Origin of the sequence: Vulcanimicrobium alpinum (genome assembly GCF_027923555.1) — a bacterium.
GTDB lineage: Bacteria > Vulcanimicrobiota > Vulcanimicrobiia > Vulcanimicrobiales > Vulcanimicrobiaceae > Vulcanimicrobium > Vulcanimicrobium alpinum.
The window spans coordinates 873,589-894,120 of record NZ_AP025523.1 but is presented as its reverse complement, the minus strand read 5'-3'; the positions used below and the strand labels follow the sequence as shown (position 1 = coordinate 894,120).

Annotated in this window: 21 protein-coding genes and 1 tRNA gene; 9 read left to right on the top strand and 13 right to left on the bottom strand. The window is 69.3% G+C overall.

Translation table 11 applies throughout. The features are described from left to right. Positions 1–38: 38 nt before the first annotated feature. From WPS_RS04435 to WPS_RS04425, 3 genes are all read right to left on the bottom strand, one after another. A tRNA-Leu gene (locus tag WPS_RS04435) sits at positions 39–125 on the bottom strand. A gap of 90 nt (positions 126–215) precedes the next feature. Then, the gene (locus tag WPS_RS04430) at positions 216–680 is read right to left on the bottom strand and encodes a TlpA disulfide reductase family protein (protein WP_317996644.1); all 465 of its coding nucleotides are present in this window, start codon (positions 678–680) and stop codon (positions 216–218) included. A gap of 6 nt (positions 681–686) precedes the next feature. Continuing rightward, positions 687–1,244, bottom strand: coding sequence for a peroxiredoxin (locus WPS_RS04425; protein ID WP_317996643.1), 558 nt, complete (start codon positions 1,242–1,244; stop codon positions 687–689). A gap of 106 nt (positions 1,245–1,350) precedes the next feature. On the opposite strand from WPS_RS04425, the gene WPS_RS04420 reads away from it, so the two are divergent. The 4 genes from WPS_RS04420 to WPS_RS04405 are packed head-to-tail and all read left to right on the top strand — an operon-like array spanning position 1,351 to position 3,979. Then, a complete protein-coding gene (locus WPS_RS04420; RefSeq protein ID WP_317996642.1) occupies positions 1,351–1,770 on the top strand; it encodes a Fur family transcriptional regulator in 420 nt (139 codons plus the stop codon). Beyond that, positions 1,767–2,165, top strand: coding sequence for a peptide-methionine (R)-S-oxide reductase MsrB (gene msrB / locus WPS_RS04415; protein WP_317996641.1), 399 nt, complete (start codon positions 1,767–1,769; stop codon positions 2,163–2,165). The genes WPS_RS04420 and msrB overlap by 4 nt, the downstream gene beginning before the upstream one ends. A 54-nt stretch (positions 2,166–2,219) precedes the next feature. After that, positions 2,220–2,771 carry a sigma-70 family RNA polymerase sigma factor gene (locus WPS_RS04410; protein ID WP_317996640.1) on the top strand — a complete coding sequence of 184 codons (552 nt, stop codon included), beginning with the start codon at positions 2,220–2,222 and terminating at the stop codon, positions 2,769–2,771. Continuing rightward, a complete protein-coding gene (locus tag WPS_RS04405) occupies positions 2,768–3,979 on the top strand; it encodes a DUF4349 domain-containing protein (protein ID WP_317996639.1) in 1,212 nt (403 codons plus the stop codon). Before WPS_RS04410 ends, WPS_RS04405 begins: the two co-directional genes overlap by 4 nt. On the opposite strand, the gene WPS_RS04400 is transcribed toward WPS_RS04405, so the two are convergent. The 4 genes from WPS_RS04400 to WPS_RS04385 all read right to left on the bottom strand — a co-directional run bounded on the left by WPS_RS04400 (position 3,931) and on the right by WPS_RS04385 (position 7,160). Continuing rightward, complete coding sequence (locus WPS_RS04400) at positions 3,931–4,269, bottom strand: hypothetical protein (protein WP_317996638.1); 339 nt, start codon at positions 4,267–4,269, stop codon at positions 3,931–3,933. The two genes, WPS_RS04405 and WPS_RS04400, sit on opposite strands and share 49 nt — an antisense overlap. Before the next feature lie 105 nt (positions 4,270–4,374). After that, entirely contained in the window at positions 4,375–5,298 is a 924-nt protein-coding gene (gene opp4C / locus WPS_RS04395; protein WP_317996637.1) for an oligopeptide ABC transporter permease, read from the bottom strand. Beyond that, entirely contained in the window at positions 5,298–6,272 is a 975-nt protein-coding gene (locus tag WPS_RS04390; protein WP_317997492.1) for an ABC transporter permease, read from the bottom strand. The genes opp4C and WPS_RS04390 overlap by 1 nt, the downstream gene beginning before the upstream one ends. Before the next feature lie 66 nt (positions 6,273–6,338). Then, positions 6,339–7,160, bottom strand: coding sequence for a beta-keto acid cleavage family enzyme (locus WPS_RS04385; RefSeq protein WP_317996636.1), 822 nt, complete (start codon positions 7,158–7,160; stop codon positions 6,339–6,341). A gap of 92 nt (positions 7,161–7,252) precedes the next feature. Between WPS_RS04385 and WPS_RS04380 the strand changes: the two genes are divergently transcribed. The 3 genes from WPS_RS04380 to WPS_RS04370 all read left to right on the top strand — a co-directional run bounded on the left by WPS_RS04380 (position 7,253) and on the right by WPS_RS04370 (position 10,873). Beyond that, positions 7,253–9,529 carry a TonB-dependent receptor gene (locus WPS_RS04380; protein WP_317996635.1) on the top strand — a complete coding sequence of 759 codons (2,277 nt, stop codon included), beginning with the start codon at positions 7,253–7,255 and terminating at the stop codon, positions 9,527–9,529. 133 nt (positions 9,530–9,662) lie between these two features. Next, the gene (locus WPS_RS04375; protein WP_317996634.1) at positions 9,663–10,424 is read left to right on the top strand and encodes a class II aldolase/adducin family protein; all 762 of its coding nucleotides are present in this window, start codon (positions 9,663–9,665) and stop codon (positions 10,422–10,424) included. Positions 10,425–10,576: 152 nt separating this feature from the next. Next, a complete protein-coding gene (locus WPS_RS04370; RefSeq protein WP_317996633.1) occupies positions 10,577–10,873 on the top strand; it encodes a GIY-YIG nuclease family protein in 297 nt (98 codons plus the stop codon). A 60-nt stretch (positions 10,874–10,933) separates the two neighbouring features. On the opposite strand, the gene WPS_RS04365 is transcribed toward WPS_RS04370, so the two are convergent. Genes WPS_RS04365 through WPS_RS04355 form a run of 3 tightly spaced genes read right to left on the bottom strand, consistent with a single transcriptional unit; the run spans position 10,934 to position 14,262 of the window. Continuing rightward, the gene (locus WPS_RS04365; RefSeq protein ID WP_317996632.1) at positions 10,934–11,833 is read right to left on the bottom strand and encodes an ABC transporter permease; all 900 of its coding nucleotides are present in this window, start codon (positions 11,831–11,833) and stop codon (positions 10,934–10,936) included. After that, the gene (locus WPS_RS04360; protein WP_317996631.1) at positions 11,833–12,750 is read right to left on the bottom strand and encodes an ABC transporter permease; all 918 of its coding nucleotides are present in this window, start codon (positions 12,748–12,750) and stop codon (positions 11,833–11,835) included. Before WPS_RS04360 ends, WPS_RS04365 begins: the two co-directional genes overlap by 1 nt. Before the next feature lie 3 nt (positions 12,751–12,753). After that, a complete protein-coding gene (locus WPS_RS04355) occupies positions 12,754–14,262 on the bottom strand; it encodes an ABC transporter substrate-binding protein (protein ID WP_317996630.1) in 1,509 nt (502 codons plus the stop codon). Between the two features lie 60 nt (positions 14,263–14,322). On the opposite strand from WPS_RS04355, the gene WPS_RS04350 reads away from it, so the two are divergent. Together WPS_RS04350 and WPS_RS04345 are read left to right on the top strand one after the other, a co-directional pair. Next, positions 14,323–15,834, top strand: coding sequence for an ABC transporter substrate-binding protein (locus WPS_RS04350; RefSeq protein ID WP_317996629.1), 1,512 nt, complete (start codon positions 14,323–14,325; stop codon positions 15,832–15,834). Further along, positions 15,831–17,441, top strand: a complete 1,611-nt coding sequence (locus WPS_RS04345; protein ID WP_317996628.1) for a gamma-glutamyltransferase family protein — start codon at positions 15,831–15,833, stop codon at positions 17,439–17,441. The genes WPS_RS04350 and WPS_RS04345 overlap by 4 nt, the downstream gene beginning before the upstream one ends. Positions 17,442–17,490: 49 nt before the next feature. Here the strand turns inward: WPS_RS04345 and kamC are convergent, their stop codons facing one another. The 3 genes from kamC to WPS_RS04330 are packed head-to-tail and all read right to left on the bottom strand — an operon-like array spanning position 17,491 to position 20,508. Continuing rightward, on the bottom strand, positions 17,491–19,059 hold the full coding sequence (kamC, locus tag WPS_RS04340) for a lysine 5,6-aminomutase reactivase ATPase KamC (protein WP_317996627.1): 1,569 nt from the start codon (positions 19,057–19,059) through the stop codon (positions 17,491–17,493). Then, a complete protein-coding gene (locus WPS_RS04335; protein WP_317996626.1) occupies positions 19,056–19,970 on the bottom strand; it encodes a hypothetical protein in 915 nt (304 codons plus the stop codon). The genes kamC and WPS_RS04335 overlap by 4 nt, the downstream gene beginning before the upstream one ends. Continuing rightward, the gene (locus WPS_RS04330; protein WP_317996625.1) at positions 19,936–20,508 is read right to left on the bottom strand and encodes a manganese efflux pump MntP; all 573 of its coding nucleotides are present in this window, start codon (positions 20,506–20,508) and stop codon (positions 19,936–19,938) included. The genes WPS_RS04335 and WPS_RS04330 overlap by 35 nt, the downstream gene beginning before the upstream one ends. Between the last annotated feature and the right edge of the window lie 24 nt (positions 20,509–20,532).

Here is a 20,532-nt window from a genome sequence, read left to right as displayed (position 1 = left end):
GCGCGAACGCCCGGGCGTGGGACCCGGGCGTCGGTACTTGGTGCGCGAGACTGGATTTGAACCAGCACGCCGGTGAAGGCGCTAACCCCTCAAGCTAGTGCGTCTACCAATTCCGCCACTCGCGCAGGGTGAAGCGGGCTGCGCGGGGGCGCGGCCGACAACTCAGAGAGCATACGCCATCGGCTTCGCGGGCGCAAGACCGCCGCGCGGGCGGTCTACGCGGCGGGCTTAGCGGCGAGCATCTCGCCGATTTTCTCGTGCAGGCGCTCGAAGCCGCGGTCGCCGGCTTGGCGATGCACGAGTTTGTGGTCGCGGTCGAACACGTAGTACGCGGGGACGAACTGGTTCTCGAAGCGCTGGACGAGCGTGTGTTCGTTGTCGATCGCGAGCGGCCACGTGATCCCCATCGGTCCCTGCGCGTCGTCGATCACCGTGGCGATATCGAGTTCTTCCGGGCCGCGCGGCTGATGGACCGCGATCACCTCGAGCCCCTGCGGACCATACTCCGCCTGCCACTTCGCGACGTCTTCGGCGACGTTGTGGCAGATGTAGCAGCTGATCGACCAGAAGTGGACGAGGAGCGGCTTCCCTGCCAGCTCCTCGGTCTTCGGGGCAACGCCGCCGGCCCACGTCGCAACGCCGTCGAACGACGGCAGCGCGCTTCCCGTACGCAGCGGCATCGCGGACTAGGCTCCGACCTTCAGCAGGTCTTTGCCGGGCGACCAGTCGGCGGCGCAGAGCCCGCCGGTCTGCAGAGCCTGCAGCACGCGCAGCGTCTCTTCGACCGAGCGGCCGACGTTGTCGTTGGTGACGACCGCGTAGCGGAGCACGCCTTCCGGATCGATGATGAACAGGCCGCGCTGAGCCGCGCCGGTCTGCTCGTTGAGCACGCCGTACGCGCGGGCGACTTCCTTGGTGTAGTCGGCGACGAGCGGGTACGCCGTCCCGGCGATTCCGTTCTTGTCGCGGGGCGTGTTCAGCCACGCGAAGTGCGAGTGGACGCTATCCGTCGAACAGCCGACGATCTCGGTGTCGAGGTCGGTGAAGTCGTCCAGGCGGTCCGAGAGCGCCAGGATCTCCGTCGGGCAGACGAACGTGAAGTCGAGCGGATAGAAGAAGAAAATCAGCCACTTGCCCTTGTAGTCCGACAGGCTGATCTCTTTGCCCAGGTCCTTCGGGCTCGTCGCGCCCTTCGTGGACGGGAGCGTGAATGCGGGTGCGGGCTGGCCGACCTTCGCTAGCACAAAAATTCCTCCGGTAACGCTTGCGTGTGGGAGCCGTTTCCCGCTACAGTGATAGTGAGAATCGATTTCACTCCCAAGTATCGAGCCTACCGCAGCGAGCGAACCGATGTCAAGCACCATCCCGGCACTCCCGGCCAACTACCGGACGGTCCTCGACGTCGTCGAGGCCGCCGGCCCGGGGACCCATCTGACCGCCCAGGAGATCTGGCTGCGCTCGCGCCGCCTGCAGCCGCGCATCGGCTTCGCGACGGTCCACCGCGGGCTGCTCCGGCTTCACCAGTTGGGCGCCGTAATGAAGATCGAGGTTCCCGGCGGTGCCTCCGCCGTGTACGAACCGGCGGCGACGCCTCACGCGCACTTCCGCTGTGCCGGTTGCGGCACGATCGACGATCTGGCGTTCGCCGTCCCGGCCGAGACGGTGAAGGCCCTCGCCGCTCGGCTCGGCGTCGCGATCGAGGCCGAGACGATCACCTTCACCGGCCGGTGCGCCACGTGCGCGTCCGACGACGGGTTGGAACGGGTGTGAACAAGATCGAGAAATCCGACGCCGCGTGGCGCGCGGAGTTGAGCCCCGACCGCTACGCGGTCTTGCGCGAGGGCGCGACGGAGCGCGCGTTCAGCGGCGCGCTCTATCGCAACCACGCCGAGGGCGACTACCGGTGCGCCGCGTGCGGCACGACCCTCTTCTCCTCCGCCACGAAATTCGAGAGCGGGAGCGGCTGGCCGAGCTTCTGGGCGCCCGAGGACCGCGACCGCATCGAACTGATCGAGGACCGCTCCCACGGGATGGTCCGCACCGAGGCGCGTTGCGCGGCGTGCGGCTCGCACCTCGGACACGTCTTCGACGACGGCCCAAAGCCGACCGGACAGCGCTACTGCATCAACTCGCTCGCGCTGGAATTCACGCCCGGCGAGCGCTGAGCGACGCGTGAACCTCGGCCGTCCGTTCCTCGACCGAGGGGTGATGGAGGGCCGATGAGCGACCCGGACGACCGACGTCTTTTGGAACGGATCGCCGCGCGCGACCGCGTCGCGTTCGAGACGTTCTTCGTTGCGCACGGCGCCGGCGTCCGGCGGTTCGTGCGCGATCTCGTGCGCGACGACGGCCTCGCCGAGGAGTTGACAAGCGACGTGATGGTCGAGGTGTGGCGCGGTGCCGGCAAGTTCGGCGGCCGCTCGCGGGTGCGGACGTGGCTCTTCGGCATCGCCCACCACAAGGCGGTCGACGCGCTGCGCCGGCGGCGCGCGCTGACCGTCCCGCTCGACGATCTGCTCGCCGTTGCCAGCGACGCCGAGGGACCTGAAGACGCAGCGCTGCGGATGGCGGAACGGCGGCATCTCGAAGCCGCGCTCGCCTCCCTCAGCGCGGAACACCGCGCGGTCCTCGAACTCACCTTCGTCGCCGGCTTCTCGCAAAGAGAGATCGCCGAGATCGTGTCGTGTCCCGTCGCAACGGTCAAGACGCGCGCCTTCTACGCCAAAGCGCGGCTGCGCGACGCACTCGCCACCGCGGAGCATCCTTCATGACGCACGAGATCGCCGAACTGCTGCCGTTCTACGCGAACGGCACGCTCGCACCCGATGAACGCGCACGCGTCGAAACCGAACTCGCAACGTGCACCGCGTGCGCCGACGAACTGCGCGCGCTGGAAACGCTCGCCGCGACGCTGCGCGCCCGCGCCGCCGCGGAACCGTTTCCGCAGCGCGCCTTCGACGATGCGCTCGCACGCATCAACACCCCGCCGCTTGCCGCGGCCAGTGCGCGCGTCGTCACCGCCTGGTGGGGAACGCCGGCGCGCTACGCCGCCGCCGCCGCGCTGGTGCTGGGCATCAGCGGCGCCGCCGTCGCCGCTTGGCACGCGCACGACGCCGCGGTCACCGAGACCGCGCTCGCGTCACGCGGCATCGCCGACGGCACGCGCTCCGCAAACGTCGTGTATCGCGTGAGCCCGGGCCCGCACATCGCAGAAAAACGCGCAGCCGAACCGGCCGGCGTTGCCGACGCCGCCGCGCAAACCGGCACGCTCGCGAATCCGAGCGTCGCCGCACCGCACCGGCTCGCCAAGAAAGCCCGGCTCGACCTCTTGGTCCGCGACGTCGAAACCGCGCTCGGCGGCGCGCAAGCGGCGGTCCGCGCCGCCGGCGGCGACGTCACCGCGCTCGCCGACGCAACCCCCGCCGGCGGCGAACTTCACACCGCCTCGCTCACCGTCGAGCTCCCCGCCGCGCGCCTGGACGACACGCTCGACCGGCTCGCCCAGCTCGGCGCGGTGCAGACACGCGCGATCGACGCCGACGACGTCGACGCCGCGATCGTCGACGAGGAAGCGCGCCTGCGCAACCTGCGCCGCGAAGAAACCGACCTGCGCACCCTCATGGACAAAGGCGGCAAAGTCACCGACATCCTGACCGTCCAGCAAAACCTCAGCGCCGTCCGCGGTCAAATCGAACAGCTCGACGCGCAGCACGCACGCGATCTCCACCGCGTCGCAACCAGCACGATCGCCGTCGCGCTCACCGAAGACCGCCCCGGCACCGCGCCCGCCAAACCCGGCCCCGGCACCCGCATCGAAGGCGCCTGGCACACCGGCCTCACCACCCTCGCCGACACCGTCGTCTCGCTGCTCAGCACCATCGCCTGGTGCCTCGCACTCTCACCCGTCCCGCTCACCCTCGCGGGCGCGCTCTACGTCGCGAGCCGCCTGCTCGTCAAACGCCGAGCCACCGCCCCATAAATCTCACCCAGCGGACTCCGCACCTCGGAAACCTCATCGACGGGCGCCAAATTCAACGCCGGCAGCACCGAAATCTCACTTGCCGCCACGATGGCCCCGCTATGCGCCCGCCGCCGCCACAGCCGATCGACATCATCGATCCGCCGCACGCGAGCCCGCTTCGGCATCCGATCGATCCACGCCGCCTTCGGCGCCGCATACCGCACCGGCGCATCGGTCACATCGAGGTGTCCCGGCGTCCAGTACCGAGAAACCGCCACAACTTCCCCAAACTGCGCGTGCTGCTGCATGTCGATCCCCGTCCTTCGTACACCACATAACGTACCCAGCACGCCCGTCCGTTCCACAACCAACCAGGGTGCCAAGCGTCGCGGGCGCGCCGCCCGCCTCCACGGTCAGCGCGTATTCGGATCCAGCGCGTCGCGCAATCCGTCTCCAAGGTAGTTGATCGCCAGCACGGTGATCAAAATGCACAACCCCGGAAAGATCGCCGCCCAAGGCGCAACGGTGATGTTCGACTGCGCGTTGGCGAGCATGTTGCCCCACGACGCCGTCGGCGGCTGAATCCCGAATCCGAGGAACGAGAGCGTCGACTCGAGGATGATGACGTTCGCCACCTCGAGCGTCGCCTGCACGATGATCGGCGCGATCGCGTTGGGGAGCAGATGCCGGAAGATGATCCGCCCGTCTTTGTTGCCGAGCGCCTTCGCCGCTTCCGCGAACTCGCGTTCGCGCAGCGACAGAAACGACGCGCGCACCAAACGCGCGACGGCCGGCCACGAAAGCCCGCCGATGATGAGCACGATGACGCCGAAGTTCAGCGCCGCCTTGTTCGACGTCCCCGCGACGATCGCGGTGATCACGAGCAGCAGCGGGAGCAACGGGATCGACAGGACGACGTCGGTCACGCGCATGATGACGAAATCGACCCAGCCGCCGTAGTAGCCGGAGATCGCGCCGAGCACCGTGCCGATCGTGATCTCCATGATGACCGCGAACAGCGCGACTGTCAGCGAGATGCGCGCGCCGAAGATGAGCCGCGCGAGGAGATCGCGGCCGTTCTCGTCAGTGCCGAGGATGTGCCCGAACGCACCCGGCGCGAGCGGGTAGCCCTGCCAGTGCACCTGGTCGATGAAGTTCGGGTCGGCCGGCGCGATGAAGTTCGCGAGCGCCGCGATCAGCGCCAGGAACACGATGACGACGGCGCCAGCGATCGCGACTTTATGCCGGCGGAAGCGGCGCCAAACCGTATTGCGCGAGATGATGACATCGTCGGCGGCGGCGGCCGGCGCGGCGCCGAGCGGTACGGTCGCCGCCATCAGCTGTACTTCACCCGCGGGTCGAGCCACGCGTAGCACACGTCCGCGAGCAGGTTGCAGAAAATGACCAGGAACGACACCAGCATCATGTAGCCCATCAGCAGCGCGAAATCGAACTGCTGCAGGGCGTTGAAGAACAGCCGCCCCATCCCGGGCCACGCGAAGATCGTCTCCGTGACGACCGCACCGGCGACGATGCCGGGGAGCGTGAGCGCAATGATCGTCACCAGCGGAATCAGTGCGTTCTTGAGTCCGTGCTTGAAAATCACCGCGCCGCGCGAGACGCCTTTCGCCGCGGCGGTGCGCATGTAGTCGGTGCGGATCACCTCGAGCATCGAGCTGCGCATGAAGCGGCTGTACTGCGCGATGAACGCGAGCGAGAGCACGATCGTCGGAAGGACCAGATGCCGCAAGCGATCGGCCAGCACGAACGTGTCGCTCTCGTTCATCCCCGCCGACGGCAATTGAATCTTATACCCGAACCCCAGCGGGATGCCGTACACTGCGAAGAGCAGCTGCAGCATCAGCGCGAACCAGAACACCGGCATCGACTGGCCGAAAAACGCGAAGGTGGTGATCAGATAGTCGACCCACGAGTACTGCTTGATCGCGCTGATGATCCCGAACGACACGCCGATGATGATCGAGAGCGCGAACGAGCAGCCCATCAGCTCGAGCGTCGCCGGCATGCGATCGAGGATCGCCTGCGTCACTGGTTCCGAGTTCGACAGCGACCATCCGAAATCGCCCGTGACCACGCGGCCGAGCCAGTGGAAGTATTGCACCGGCGGCGGCTGATCGAGGCCGAGATTGTGCTTGAGCCGGGCGATGTCGGCTTCGGTGATGTGCGGATTCTGCAGATACGGGGTCAGGGGACCACCCGGCGCCTGCAGCAGGATCGTGAAAAGCACGATCGAGACGAGAAACAGCAGCGGGATGTTCTGCAGCGTCCGGCGGACGACGTACGTGAACAGTGGAGGTGCCTCCGGGGAACGAACCGACGCGAGTTCCCGCGGGGACTCGCAGTTTCCTAGGAACGCTCAGGCCGTGGTCGCGGTTCGGAGGAGCAGGCCGCGGGCTTCGTCGGGCGTCGCGACCGGGCGCCCGAGTTCGCTGGCGATCCGCGCCACGCGGGCCACCAGCTCCTCGTTTCGCGCCAAGCGCCCCTTCGCGTAGTAGAGATTGTCTTCCAGCCCGACGCGAACGTGGCCGCCCATCGCGATCGCCACCGTCGCGAGCGGGAGCTGCATGCGGCCGATCCCCGCGACGCTCCAGGAGCAGCCCGGAGGGAGCGCGCGGACGCAATCGACGAGGTTTTCGACGGTGGCTTCGAGCGCGCCGGGGACGCCGAGGACGAAATCGACGTGCGCGGGGAGGCGGATCGCACCTTCGGCGGCCAGCCGTTTTGCGTTTGCGACGTGGCCCAGATCGAAGATCTCGAGTTCGGGGACGACGCCGTGCTGCGCGATCGCCGCCGCGATCCCGCGCATGATCGGAAAGCTGTTCTCGAAGACGTCGTCGCCGAAGTTCACCGTCCCGCAGGTGAGCGTCGCCATCTCCGGCCGCAACTCCAGCGGCGCGGCGCGTTCCGCCGGGGTCATCCCGATCGCGCCGCCGGTTGAGAATTGGACGATCAGGTCGCTCGCGGCGCGGATCGCGTCGTACGCCTCGCGGAAGCGCGCGACGTCGTGAGTGTTGCTCCCGTCGTCGTTTCGGCAGTGGACGTGGATGATGCCGGCGCCGGCGGCGCGCACCTCGCGGGCCGTCTCGCCGAGCTGCGCGGGCGTGACCGGCAGATACGGCGTCTGGTCCGGCATGACTTCGCCCCCGACCGGGGCGACGGTGATGATCAGCGGGTCCACGCGATCGTTCGTTCGCGTCCGGCGTCACGGAACCGTCTGGGCTCGTTCGCCTGGAAGGCCCGCTCCGCAGGAATCACGAGAATTTCAGGTCGATGCCGGTTCCGCTCCTCGCTGCCGCCGCGCTGGGATGCTGCGGCGTCTCCGGATCGGTCACGTCCGTCGACGGCGTGCCGCTGCGAGCGCACGTTCATGCCGGCGGGACCGCGAGCGCGGATGCCGACAGCGACACGGCCGGACGCTTCCGCCTGCAGCTCCCGGCCGGCCGTTATCGTGTCGTGATCTCCGCGCCCGGCTACGCGCCCGCGATCACCGACGTCGTCGTGCACGAGGGCGAACGGCTCGATGTCGCGCTCGAACCGGCGGGCGCCGGGAAGCTGCGCGAGATCGGGCGCATCAGCGTCGACGGCCGGCTCGCCCCCGCGCGTTCGACCGTGCCGTCGCGCGAGATCACGCGCGCCGATCTCACCGCGTCGGGATACGATCGCGCCGTCGATGCGCTCGCGACGCTGCCGTCGGTGACGCTGGTGAAGCCGGGGGGCGGCGAGCCGGGATCGGCCGCCGTCGTCGCGCTGCGTGGCCCCGATCCGTCGGAGACGCGGATCTCGCTCGACGGTCAGCCGCTCAACGATGCGAACACCGGCGACGTCGATCTCGCGCTGTTTCCGTCGGCGGTGCTCGGCGCGGTCGAGGTGAGCGAAGGTCTCGGCCCCGAGGATCATCGCGGCGCCGACACGATCGGCGGCGAGGTCAATCTGGTCTCGCTGCGGCCGACGGCGACGCCGCAACGGCTGCTGCGTCTCTCCGCCGGTTCGTTCGGCACCTCGACGATCGACGCAGGCGGCACGGGACGGATCGGCCGGCTCGGTTACGCACTTGCGGCCGGCAGCGCGCACAGCGACGGCTACGTTCACGACTACCCGGTGACGTTCTCGTCGCCGCAGGGAAGCACGACGGCGGTGCTCGGATCGAGCATCGCGGCGTCGACGGCGCTCGTGCACCTGACGTACGATCTCTCGCCGCGCGCGAAGCTGCGCGCGCGCAGTTTCACGCTGGCCGACACGCGCGATCTGAGCGCGAGCGAGACGGCGCCGCTCGACCCGCGCGATGAGGCGCCGAACGCGCTTTTCGCCGGCAGCGGTCCGCTGACGCGGGCGCAGACGCTGCACGCGACGCTGATCGGCGCGACCCTTCCGCTCGGCGCCGGGTCGCTCAGCGCGACGAGCGCAATCTCCGACAGCGTCAACGCGCTCGCCGGCGGCGTCGGACGCACGCCGTACGATTTCTCGCTCGCGGATCGTTCGGCGACGACGACGATGGAGTGGAGCCGCAGCGCCGGTGCGTCGACGTTTGCGCTCGGCGGCTCGACGCGAAGCGAGACGCTCTCGTCGCCCGATCAATTCGGCGAGACGCTGCGCGAGCACGCGACGTCGGCGTGGCTGCGCGCCGGCGCAGACCTCTCCGCGCAGGCGCACGTCGCCGCGAGCGTCGTGACGTCGCGCTGGTCGACGTTCGGGACGAGCACCGACGGGCGGATCGGCGTCACCGTCGACGACGGTTCCGGCGGAACGTTCCGCGTCGCGGCGGGGACGGGATTTCGCGCGCCGCTGCTGGCGGAACGCTATGCCGTACCGTTCGCGCAGTTGCCGCCGCCGGATCAAAACTGCGTTTCGCCCAACGGGAACCCGAACGAGCGCGCCGAGCACGCAACCGAATACGAACTCGGTTACGGGAAGCGGTTCGGCGCGACGACCGTCGACGCGACGCTCTACCGCACGAACCTGCGCGACCCGATCGAGAACTTCTATCCGCTCAACGCGCGGTGCGGCGTCGACCCGACCGTCCCGATCGCGCAGAGTTCTCCGATCAACGCCGGCAACGTCGTGTATCAGGGAGGCGCGCTGCGCATCGCGCACCGCTTCGGCTCGGCATGGTTCGCGACGGCCGAGTACGGCGTGAACGCCGCGTACCCGGTCTCGCTTCCCGCCGCGGTGAGCGCCGCAAACCCGACCTCCGGTTCCGATCTGGTCGTCGGCCAGCAGTTCGCAGGGATCCCGCTGCAGCGGCTCACGCTCGGCGTGCGGTACGCGCGCGACGGCGCGCACGGCGCGCTGAACCTCGCGCAGACATCGGCGAACAACTGGCTCGCGCAAGGACGGTACGCGACGCTCGACGCCGCGATCGGCAAACGGATGGGCGGTGTCGACGTGACGTTCGCCGGAACGAACTTCACGAACGCCGTCAGCGGCCGCTTCACCCGCATCGGCGAGGGAACGCCCTACCCGATCCCCAACGCGGCGCCCCAACCGCGCGACGCCTTGGTGCTCCAGCCGGCGGCGCTGCGTGTGATTCTCACGTTCACCTCACGCTGAGCCGCACGGTCGAGGGCGGCGGCGTTCCGGTGCTGAATATTCGCCGACCGACGATTCTCCGCACGCACGAAAAGGGAGAACACGCATGCTTCTGGACAATCGCATCTCGATCTATTAGCCCGAACAGCCCGGCTTGATTTTTCCGGAGGTTCCGACGTTCTCCAGTTTTGCGGAAGAACGGGAATATCGCAAGAAGCACCTAGTGGCGGCGGTACGCGCGTTCGCCCAGCAGGGCTTCGATTACGGGTTCGCCGGTCACCTCACGGTGCGCGATCCCGAACACAAAGATCTCTATTGGACGAACCCGATGTGCGTTCACTTCTCGCAAGTGAAGCTGTCGAATCTGATTCTGGCGGATCACGACGGCAACGTCGTCGAGGGCAAGTACGCCGTCAATCGCGCCGGATTCGTGCTGCATTCGTCGATTCACGCGGCGAATCCGGAGATCGTCGCGATGTGTCACGCACACACGACCTACGGTACGGCGTGGTGCACGACCGGCCGTCCGCTCGACATGATCAGTCAGGACGCGGCGTGTTTCTATGAGAATCACGTCGTGATCGGCGCGTCGGCGGGGGCGGTGGCCGTCGAGAAGCAGTCGGGAAAGTCGGTCGCGGAGATGTTCGGCAACAACCGGGCGGCGCTGCATCAAAATCACGGCCTGCTGACTGCGAGTCATCACAGCATCGACGACGCCGCATTCTGGTTCATCGCGCTGGAGCGCTGCTGCCAGGTCCAACTGCTCGTCGAAGCGTCGGGCGTCAAACCGAAAACGGTCTCCGAAAAGAGCGCGCGGTACAGCCGCGAGCACGTCGGCAACGATTTCATCGGCTGGCTGCACTTTCAAACGATCTACAATCACCTCGCCGCAACCCAGCCCGACATGTTCGACTAACCCGTCACGCTGAGGCTTGTCGATGCGCAGCCGTGTCACGCTGAGCCTGTCGAAGCGCAGTAGCCTTCGTGCACGATTTGGACTACGCTTCGACAGGCTCAGCGTGACACGGGGGGGCTTGCCGAATGCGGCGGGCGGCGCAGATGACGCACGTGAAAACGTTCTGGGTCTACATGCTGTGCTGCGCTGACGGGTCGTTCTACGTCGGCGTGACGTCGAATCTCGAGCAGCGAGTCGTGCAGCGTGAACGCGGCGACTTTGAGTACTGCTACACCTCTTCGCGCCGGCCGGTGCGCCTCGTGTACTCGCAGGAGTTCTCCGATGCTACGGACGCGATCGCGGCGGAGAAGCAGCTCAAAGGGTGGTCGTGGGCGAAGAAACGCGCGCTCGTCGAAGGGGATTGGCTTGGGATTGCGCGTCTCGCGCGGAGCGGCGGCGGATATCGCTGATGGCGGCGCTTCGACAAAGCTCAGCGTGACGGGGCGGCGCTTCGACAAGCTCAGCGTGACTTAGCGCATGCCGGGGTCGAGGGCGTCGCGGAGGCCGTCGCCGAGGAGGTTCACGCCCATTACCGCGATCACGATCGCGAGCCCGGGGAACAGAGCGATCCACCAGGCGGTGTCGAGATACTGGCGGCCGTCGGCGAGCATCCCGCCCCACGATGCGATCGTCGGCGGCACGCCCAGACCGAGGAACGAGAGCGACGATTCGAGCACGACGGCGCGCGCGATCTCGAACGTGCCCAGGACGATCGCGGCCGAGCCGACGTTGGGAAGCAGGTGCCGCACGAGAACGCGCGCGCTGCTCGCGCCGGCGGCATGCGCCGCGGCGACGAACTCGCGCTCGCGCAGGCTCAGCGTCTCCGCGCGCACGACCCGCACGTACTGCACCCACGAGGTGAGGCCGATCGCGGCGATCACCGTCCACAGCCCCGGACCCACGACCGCGACGATCGCAACCGCAAGCAGCACCAGCGGGAACGCGAGCTGCACGTCGGTGATGCGCGCGATGAGCGCGTCGACCCAGCCGCGCCGATAGCCGGCGAGGAGGCCGGCGGTGACGCCGATCGACGCGCCGATCGCCACCACCGAGATCCCCACGATCGCTGAGATCCGCGAGCCCCAGATGATCCGAACCAGCACGTCGCGTCCGAGATTGTCGGTGCCCAGGACATGCGCGTGGGAGCCGCCGGCGATCCACATCGGCGGGAGCAGCGTCGATGCGAGATCCTGCGCGTTGGGATCGCCGCGCGCGATCAGCGGCGCGAACAGCGCGCACAGCGCCACCAGCGCGACGATCACCGCGCCCACGACCGCGCCGGGATCGCGCGCGATGCGGCGCAGCGCGGCGGTGCGGTTCGGCGCGCCTTCCGCGTGCGCGGACGGTGCGGCGGCGACGGCGGTCGCCACTATGCGTACCGGATGCGCGGATCGAGTGCGGCGTAGAGCAGATCGACGACGAGGTTCAGCAGCACGAACGTCGTCGCCGCGAGCAGCACCACGGCCTCGACGACCGGAAAATCGCGCTCGAATACCGCCTGCACCGCCAGTCGCCCGACGCCCGGCCACGCGAACACCGTCTCGGTGATGATCGCGCCGGAGAGCAGGGTGCCGAGCTCGACGCCGAGCTGCGTGACGATCGGGATCCACGCGTTGCGCAGCGCGTGCGCGAGCACCACGCGCGTCCCCGTAAGCCCCTTCGCGCGTGCCGTGCGCAGGTAGTCGGAAGTGAGCACGTCGAGCATCGCGGCGCGCGTCAGGCGCATCAGCTTCGCGGTCGAAAAAAATCCCAGCGTCGCCGCCGGCAGGATCACGTTGCGCCAGTCGCCGATCCCGCTCGCCGGCACCCAGCCCAGCCGCACGGCGAAGAGCAGGATCAGCATCAGGCCGATCCAGTACGTCGGCGCGCTCTGCCCGATCAGCGCGACGATGCGCGCCGTATAATCGATCCACGTGCGCGGACGCAGCGCCGACGCCACGCCAGCCGGAACGCCGACGAGCAGCACGATCGCAAACGCGCTTCCCGCAAGCAGGATCGTCGCCGGAAAGCGCTTTAGCGCGAGCGACATCGCCGGCTCCTGATGCCGCAGCGACACGCCGAGATCGCCGTGCGCCGCGGCCAGCGCGAACGACGCGAACTGCACGGGCAGCGGGCGGTCGAAGCCCTGGGCGTGGCGGAACGCATCGATCTCCGCCTGGGTCGATTCGGGCGGCATCATTACCGCGGCCGGATCGCCGGTCAGGTGCAGGATGAGAAAGACGACGATCGCGACGCCGGCGAGCGCCCACACCGCGCCGAGCGCGCGGCGCGCGAGAAACGCCGCCATCGGTTACGTCAGCGACATCTCGTACGCGCGGATGTACTCATCGCCGCGCGGCTGCCACTGCACGCGCTTCGAGGTCGCGTAGAGATCTTCGTATTCGAAGAGCACGATCCACGGCGCGTCCTCGTGCAGAATCGTCGCGATCCGCTTGTAGAGCGCCTTGCGCTTCGCGACGTCGAGCTCGCCGCGCGCTTGATCGGCGAGTTTGTCGATCTCGGGATTCGCGTAGCACGAGAGCGGCGCGTTCGACGTAAAGAGCGCCGTGATGATCCCGTCGGCGTCGGCCGAAGGTTGATTCCAGCCCAATTCGTAGAGCGGCGTCAGCGCGCGGCGGTTGACCTGATCGGAGTACGTCACCCACTCCTGCGGCCGCACCGTCGCGGTAATCCCGGCCGCCTGCAGTTGGCCGGCGACCGCTTCGGCGACTTCGCGGTCGCGGTTGTAGCGGCCGATCGGCGCATTCACCGTGAGCGCGATCCCTTTGCCGTCGGGAAAGCCCGCCTTCGCGAGCAGCGCCTTCGCTTTGGCGAGATCGTGCGGGTACGCCGGCACCGACGGATCGTAGCCGAAGTAGTTCGGCGGGATCGGCGATGCAATCTCGTACCCGCGTCCGCCGAGCACGTTCTTCACGATCGCCGGGACGTCGACGGCATAATTGATCGCTTGGCGCACGAGCTTGTTCTGTTGCGGCCCGGGCTGCAGCGTGTTGAACGCGATGAAGAGCTGGCGCAGGCTGCGCGTGCTCACGAGTTTGGTGTTCGTGCCGCCGGTCAGCTGAATCTGATACTGCGGCGGGACGTTGGTGATCACGTCGGTCGCACCGGTTCGCAGCGCAGCGACGCGTGCCGCGGCTTCGGGGATCGGCTTGAAGATCACGTGTTCGACCTTCGGTTTTCCGCCCCACCAGTGCGGGTTCGCGTCGAACGCGGTCAGATCGTCGCGCTTCCATTCCCGCAGGACGTACGGTCCCGTGCCGATCGGGTGCTCGGCGACGTACGCGTTGCCCTTGGCTTGAAAGTACTTCGCATCGACGATGAACAGCGGGTTCTGCAGCCCGGGCGGGATCGCAGTGGGCACCTTCGAGATCAGCCGCACGGTGTACGGATCGGGCGTCTCGACGCGGTCGATGTCGCGGACGTAGGGCGTTTGCTTCGACGCGTTCGCAGGGTTCTTGATCCAGTCGACGGTGTAGCGCACGTCGGCGCTCGTGAACGGGTCGCCGTTCGAGAACGTCACGCCGCGGCGAAGCTTGTACTCCTCGGTCGTCGGGTTGACGCGGCGCCACGAAAGCGCGAGCCGCGGCTCGTAGTCGCCGGGACGCGCGCCGAAGTCCGCGAGCCGCTCGTACACGTGCTGGACGACATTGAACGTGGGCGTGATCGTGGTGGCGATCGGGTTGAGCGTGTCGGCATCCACGCCTTGCGAGATCGTGACCGTTGCGTCGGCCGCTCGGGGTCCGGCCGCGGGCAGCAGCGTAACGACGACGGAGGCGAGCACTGCAAAGACGCGCTTCATGGCGCGCGAATACGACCGAACCGGAATGGCCCCTTCATCCAACCGGAGAACAGCGGGCCGATGCGTCGCTTCGCCGCGGTCCTCGCCGTCGCCGTGCTCGCCCCGACCGCCGCGGCTCTCGCCGGCGCGGCCGACCCCGGTACGGTCGTCATCACCCAGGGCGTCGACGCCTCGACGCTCGACCCGCTCAAGGCCTCGGTCACGCCCGACACCAACGTCCAGGCCCAGATCTTCGACACGCTGGCGCGCCGTTCGGCCGACGGCACGTCGATCCAGCCGCAATTGGCGACGTCGTGGAAGCGGATCGCGCCCGCCATCTGGGAGTTCCGGCTGCGGCGCGGCGTGACGTTCTCCAACGGTGACCCGTTCACGAGCGCCGACGTGAAGTTCAGCGTCGAGAAAATCCTCGATCCCGCGTACAAGTCCCAGCAAGTTCCGCGCGTCGACACGATCGTGAAGGTCGAGACGCCGGATCCGTACACGGTGCGCTTCGTGACGAAACGGCCGACGCCGCTCGCACCGGCGATCACGCGCCCGATCTTCATCGCCGACGCGAAGTATTGGACGGAGCACGGCGACGCATACATCGCCGAGCATCCGATGGGAACCGGCCCGTACGTGCTCGCATCGTGGCGCCGCGACGATGCGCTCGAACTCGCAGTGAACCCCCACTGGTGGGGCGGCACCCCGCCCGCTTCCAAGGTGATCTTCAAGCCGATCCCCGAGGCGGGGACTCGCGTCTCGGCGCTGCGCACCGGCGCCGCGGACCTGATCACGAACGTTCCCTACCAGTACGCGACGCTGCTGGCGGGCGGAACCTCCACGCGGATGGCGAGCGCGAAGAGCGTGCGCGTCCTCTTTATCGCCTTCAACACACTGCAGCCCGGCCCGCAGCAGAACGTCCTGGTGCGGCAGGCGCTCAACTACGCGATCGACGTCCCCGCGATCGTGAAAGCGGTTTTGGGCGGCCGCGCGTACGAACTCGGCGAACCGCTACCGGCGAATTTCTTCGGATACGATCCCGCCCTGCCGTCGTACGCGCACGATCTCGCGAAGGCGAAAGCGCTGCTGGCGAAGGCCGGCTATCCCGACGGCAAAGGTCTGAACCTCGCGCTCTACGGACCGCAGGGCCGCTACAACAGCGACAAGGAAGTCGCGCTCGCGATCGCCGGTCAACTGCAGGCGGCGGGCGTGCACGTCGACGTCCACACCGAGGAATGGGTGAGCTACTACCGGCGCGTGCTGCAGCGCCAGGTCTCGCCGATGTACCTGCTCGGCTGGGGAAACATCACCTACGACGCCGACAACACGCTCAGCTCGCAGCTCACCTCCGACGCCGTCTCCTCGACCTACGCCAACCCCGCGTTCGACAAACTCGTCGACGCGGCGCGGTACGAACTCGATCCCGCCAAACGCAGAGCGCTCTATGCCAAGGCGATGCGCATCGTCCACGACGACGCCCCGTGGCTGTTCCTCTTCGAATACGAAGACCTCTACGCGACCTCGAAGCGCCTGCACTGGCAGCCGCGCCCCGATGAAGCGATCTACGTGACCGAGATGCGCCTGCAATGATCGCGCCGCCGCGCGCCGCCTGGCCCTCGCGCGCCGTCGCGCGCTCGACGCGGGCGATGGTCGCGTCGCCGCATCCGCTGGCGACGGCGGCCGGCGTCGACGTGCTGCGCCGCGGCGGCAACGCGGTCGACGCCGCGATCGCCGCCAATGCGGTGCTCACCGTCGTCTACCCCGCAAGCTGCGGGATCGGCGGCGACGCGTTCTGGATCGTGCATGATCCGAAGACCGGCGCAACGCACGCCTACAACGGGAGCGGACGGACGCCGCGTGCGGCGTCGCTCGAGCGCCTCCCCGGCGGTACGGTCCCGCAGCGCGGCGCGTTGACCGTCACCGTTCCGGGCGCGGTGCGCTCGTGGGAAGACGTCCTGCGCGCGCACGGCTCGCGCGGGCTCGACGACCTGCTCGCGGAAGCGGAACGCGTCGCGCGCGAAGGCTTCGCCGTCACCGACGTCGTCGCAGCGTACGCGCGGACCAACGAAGCGCTACTGCGCGACGACGCCGAGGCGACGCGAATCTACCTCACGAGCGGGCCGCCGCGTCCCGGCGACATCCTGCGCAACCCCGACCTCGCCGACACCCTCGCGGCGATCCGGCGCGGCGGCTCCGACGCCTTCTATACCGGCCGCACCGCGGAGCGGATCGTCGCGACGCTGCGCGCCCGCGGCAACCTGATGACGCTCGACGATCTCGCCGGGCACCGCACGCAGGCTGCGACGCCGCTGCGCATCCCGTGGCGCGGCGGCGCGCTGCTTGCCCACCCACCGAACTCGCAGGCGGCGTGCATGCTGCTCGCGATGGGGATGCTCGAGCACGACGCGCACGCCGACGAGCCGCTGTGGAACCATCTCGCGATCGAAGCGATGAAGCGCGCGATCGCGATCCGCGACGCGACCTTCGCCGATCCCGATATCGCGCCGTCGGGGATCGACGCCGAACTCACGGCCGAACGCCTGCGCGCCCTGCGCGCCGAAATCGATCCCGAACGCGCGCAGCCGAAGGTGAGCCGCGAGGATCACGGCGACACGATCGCGCTCTGCGCGGTCGACGAAGACGGCGGCGCGGTCTCGCTGATCGAGAGCCTCTACATGAATTTCGGCTCGGGGATCGTCGCGGAGGGCACCGGTGTCGTGCTGCACAACCGCGGCGCGTACTTCTCGACCGAACCCGGGCATCCCAACGTCTACGCCGGCGGCAAGCGACCGATGCACACGCTTTCGCCGGCGATGTACCTGCGCGACGAGCGTCCCGAGATCGTCTTCGGCTCGATGGGCGGCGACGGTCAGCCGCAGATCCTCGTGCAGTTTCTGCACCATCTCGTCGAGCGCGGCTTGAACGTTCAGCAGGCGCTCGACATGCCGCGCTGGATCTACGGCCGCGCGTCGATCCCCGAGCGGCCCGACGTCAGCGGCAGCGAGGCGCTGATCGTCGAGTCGCGGATGTCCGAGGAGATCGTCGCGGGACTCGAGCGCCGCGGCCACCGCGTCGCGCTGCTCGGCCCTTACGAGAACGCGATGGGACACGCGCACGGCATCGCGATCGACCGCGACCGCGGCACGCTCGCCGGCGGCGCCGACCCGCGCGCCGATTCGCTCGCGCTCGGCTTATGAGCGGCGTCCCGGCTGCGCTTCGACGAGCTCAGCGTGACACGACCGCAGTTCACCCTGCTTCGTGCAGGGTACGGGCGCGCGCGACGAGCGCGTCGGGCAGGCCGAGCAATTCGGCGAGCGCGAGCGCGTCGGAATCGGTGCTGCCCTCAACCGCAGCGACGACGCGATAGTCCATCGCCGCAGCGATCGCGTCGAGCACTGCGTCGAGTCTTTCGCCGTCGGCGGTCGCCGGGAGCCGTTCTCGAAGTCCGGCGATGCGCAGGTGCGCCGCTCCCGAGGCGGCAGCGACGCCGTCGAAGTGGGTTGCGATGAGCGCGAACGCGCCGCTCGCGTGCAGCGCCTCAGCAAACGCAACCAGCAGGGCGCGGCCTTCGCGCGGTCCGGTCGTGCGCGCGAACTCGTCGACGAGGACCAGCGACCGCGGCGACGCCGCGCGCAGGACGTCGCGCGCGCGCAGGATCTCCGCCGCGTACGACGAGAGCAGGCGCGTCCGGTCGGCGGCGACGTCGCCGCCGACCCACGCGATCGCGTCGAGCAGCGGCAGAGTTGCCTCGCGCGCCGGCGGCGCGACGCCGAGCGCGGCGCACGCGCACGCGAAGCCGGCAGCTGCGAGCGCCGCGGTTTTCCCCCCCATGTTCGGTCCGGTGAGCACCGTGACGCCGCGCAGGTCGAACGAGATCGGCGTGTACGGGTGCGCGCGCGCCCCCAGCGCATCGGCGAGCGGCGCGAACGTCGCGTCGACGCAGGCGATCCGGTCGGAGGCGAACGTGGGAACGCAGCCGCCCCAGCGCTGCGCGAACGCAACGCGCGCCAGCAGGCGGTCGAGCGCCCCGAGCGCGCGCGTCGTCGCGCGAACGGCATCGGCTTCGCGCGCGATCCGCTCCGCGAGCGTCCGGCGCGCCGCCTCTTCTTCCTCCGCCAGCCGCGCGAATGCGGCATCGCGCTCGGGGATGACGATCGCCGGGACGACGACGCGGTAGGTCGGCGTCTCGCGTACCACCCGCACGACGTCGGGCAGCGCGCCGTCGTACGCATCGCGCAGCACGACGAACTCCTCGCCGACGGGATCGACGCCGATCGCGTCGCGGACGAGCGCGGCGATCTCCTCGCGCCGCGCGTCGTACGCGGCTTCCGCCGCCGCGAGCGCGGCGCGCGCGTCGCGGAGCCCCGCGCCGAACGCATCGTCGAGATAGAAGCCGCCGCCCGCGCGCCCCGGAGCGAGCAGCGCCCGCAGCCCGTCGAGGAGCGGAGGACGCCGCCCAGCATCGCCGCCGGCGGCGTCCCACGCTCGCGCAAGCGCGTCGAGCCCGTCGATGAAGCGCCCCAGTTCGTAGAAATCGACGTCGGCGAGCGGGTCGCCGACGCGTGCGCGCGCGACGATCGGCGAGGCTTCTGGGACGGCGCGCAGCGCCGCGCGTGCGCGCATGACGCCTTCGTCGTCCATCAGCTGCGCGCACGCAACAACCTCGGCGATCTCCGCGCGCGCCGCGTCTTCGTCGCCGGGACCGTACGGAGCGAGCGTTTCGTCGACGGCCCGGCCGAACGCGCCGAGGGGTGCGACCGCCGCGCGCAGCCAGTCCAGCCCGATCCGCTCGGCAGTGAGCGCGTCAGCGATCATGCCGCGAGGTCCGCGACGACATCGAAAGCCGGCAGACCGGTCGCGCGGGCAACGGCCTCGACGAGCGCGCGCGGTTCGAGCGATGCGTCGCGCCCGACCGGCGACGTGGTGCACGCGACGACGCGCAGCGGCCGCTCGCAGCGCAGGTCGACGGTCGCGCGCAGCGTCGCGAACAACGCGCCGCGGACCGCGATGCGCGTCGGATCGTCGATCACCACCGTCGCGTCGCGCGCATCGGCGAGCAGCGCTTCCGCGTCGCGCGCGTCGAGCGCGCCGTGCACTTGAACGACGCGCGCACGTTCGTGCGCCGGATCGCGGCCGGGCAGCGTCAATCGCTGCACCGCCGCCGCCGCAACCTGCGCCACCCGCGCGACGGTCGCGCCGCTCACCGCGCCGGTTGCGAGGATCACCGCGTCGTCGCCGCCGGCGAGCGGTGCGATGCGGTCGATCGCGCCGTCGACGAACACCGGACCGGTGCCGAGCGTGCGCAGGCGATCGATCGTCGCGCGCATCGCGCGCGCCGTCGGCGGTCCCGCGATCTCGCACGTCGTCGCGATTTCGACGCGCGCGAATACCGTCGCGCCGAGCGCGCTCGGGGCGCCCGTCTCGAGGATCGCGAGCGCCGGCGTGCGCGGCAGCAGACCCGCCGCGAGCGCGACGAGCGTCCCGGGTGCGAGCCGCACGCGCGGTTTCGGTTCGACGTCGAGCGCGTCCGACGGTTCGCCGTCGCGCCCGATCGACGTCACCGCGATCGCAACGCCGCGGCGCTGCGCGACGGCGCGCAGCGCGTTGAACGCCGTCGTCTTGCCGGCGTTCTTCGCCGTCCCGACGACGATTACGCTGCGCGATGCCGCGACGGCGAGCCGGTAGAGCGCTTCAGGCGCCGACGCGAAAATACTTGAGTCCCGCAAAGGCGAGCCCCGTCAGCACGAGCACGATCCCCGCCCACAACGCCGCGCGCTCTTCGGCGACCATACCCAGACGCTTTCCGAGCGCGAGCCCCAGCGCCGTCGACAGCACCGAAGCCGCAGCGATGAAGATCACGCTGACGCCGAGCGGCACGCCGATGTAGAGAATCGAGAACCCGATTCCCAGCGAGTCCAGACTGATCGAGAGCGCGCCCAGCGTCAGCCCCCAGCCGCGCGAAAGATCGAAGCCGCCGCCCTCCTCGGTCCCGTGCAGCGCTTCGTAGATCATGTAGCCGCCGACCGCGACGAGAGCGGCGAAGCCGAGATACCCGGCCGAATCGCCGAGCAGTTTCCCCGCGGCGCGGCCGATCCCGACCCCGAGCAGCGTCATCGTCACCTCGGCGAACGCGAACGCCGCACCGATCCGCAGCTTGACCGCGCGCTCCGTCCCCCGCATCCCGACGCCGACCGAGACGGCGAAGACGTCGAGGCCCAGTGAGAGCGCGACGAAGAGGATCTTCGCGAACGACGCAACCGTCACGCGCGGTGTACCGCGCGACGCGCC

Bases quoted from the DNA above. Each gene is read 5' to 3' on its own strand.
- WPS_RS04430 (WP_317996644.1), bottom strand. From the start codon at position 680: ATGCCGCTGCGTACGGGAAGCGCGCTGCCGTCGTTCGACGGCGTTGCG.
- WPS_RS04420 (WP_317996642.1), top strand. From the start codon at position 1,351: ATGTCAAGCACCATCCCGGCACTCCCGGCCAACTACCGGACGGTCCTC.
- WPS_RS04410 (WP_317996640.1), top strand. From the start codon at position 2,220: ATGAGCGACCCGGACGACCGACGTCTTTTGGAACGGATCGCCGCGCGC.
- WPS_RS04405 (WP_317996639.1), top strand. From the start codon at position 2,768: ATGACGCACGAGATCGCCGAACTGCTGCCGTTCTACGCGAACGGCACG.
- WPS_RS04400 (WP_317996638.1), bottom strand. From the start codon at position 4,269: ATGCAGCAGCACGCGCAGTTTGGGGAAGTTGTGGCGGTTTCTCGGTAC.
- opp4C (WP_317996637.1), bottom strand. From the start codon at position 5,298: ATGGCGGCGACCGTACCGCTCGGCGCCGCGCCGGCCGCCGCCGCCGAC.
- WPS_RS04380 (WP_317996635.1), top strand. From the start codon at position 7,253: ATGCCGGTTCCGCTCCTCGCTGCCGCCGCGCTGGGATGCTGCGGCGTC.
- WPS_RS04360 (WP_317996631.1), bottom strand. From the start codon at position 12,750: ATGGCGGCGTTTCTCGCGCGCCGCGCGCTCGGCGCGGTGTGGGCGCTC.
- WPS_RS04355 (WP_317996630.1), bottom strand. From the start codon at position 14,262: ATGAAGCGCGTCTTTGCAGTGCTCGCCTCCGTCGTCGTTACGCTGCTG.
- WPS_RS04350 (WP_317996629.1), top strand. From the start codon at position 14,323: ATGCGTCGCTTCGCCGCGGTCCTCGCCGTCGCCGTGCTCGCCCCGACC.
- WPS_RS04345 (WP_317996628.1), top strand. From the start codon at position 15,831: ATGATCGCGCCGCCGCGCGCCGCCTGGCCCTCGCGCGCCGTCGCGCGC.
- kamC (WP_317996627.1), bottom strand. From the start codon at position 19,059: ATGATCGCTGACGCGCTCACTGCCGAGCGGATCGGGCTGGACTGGCTG.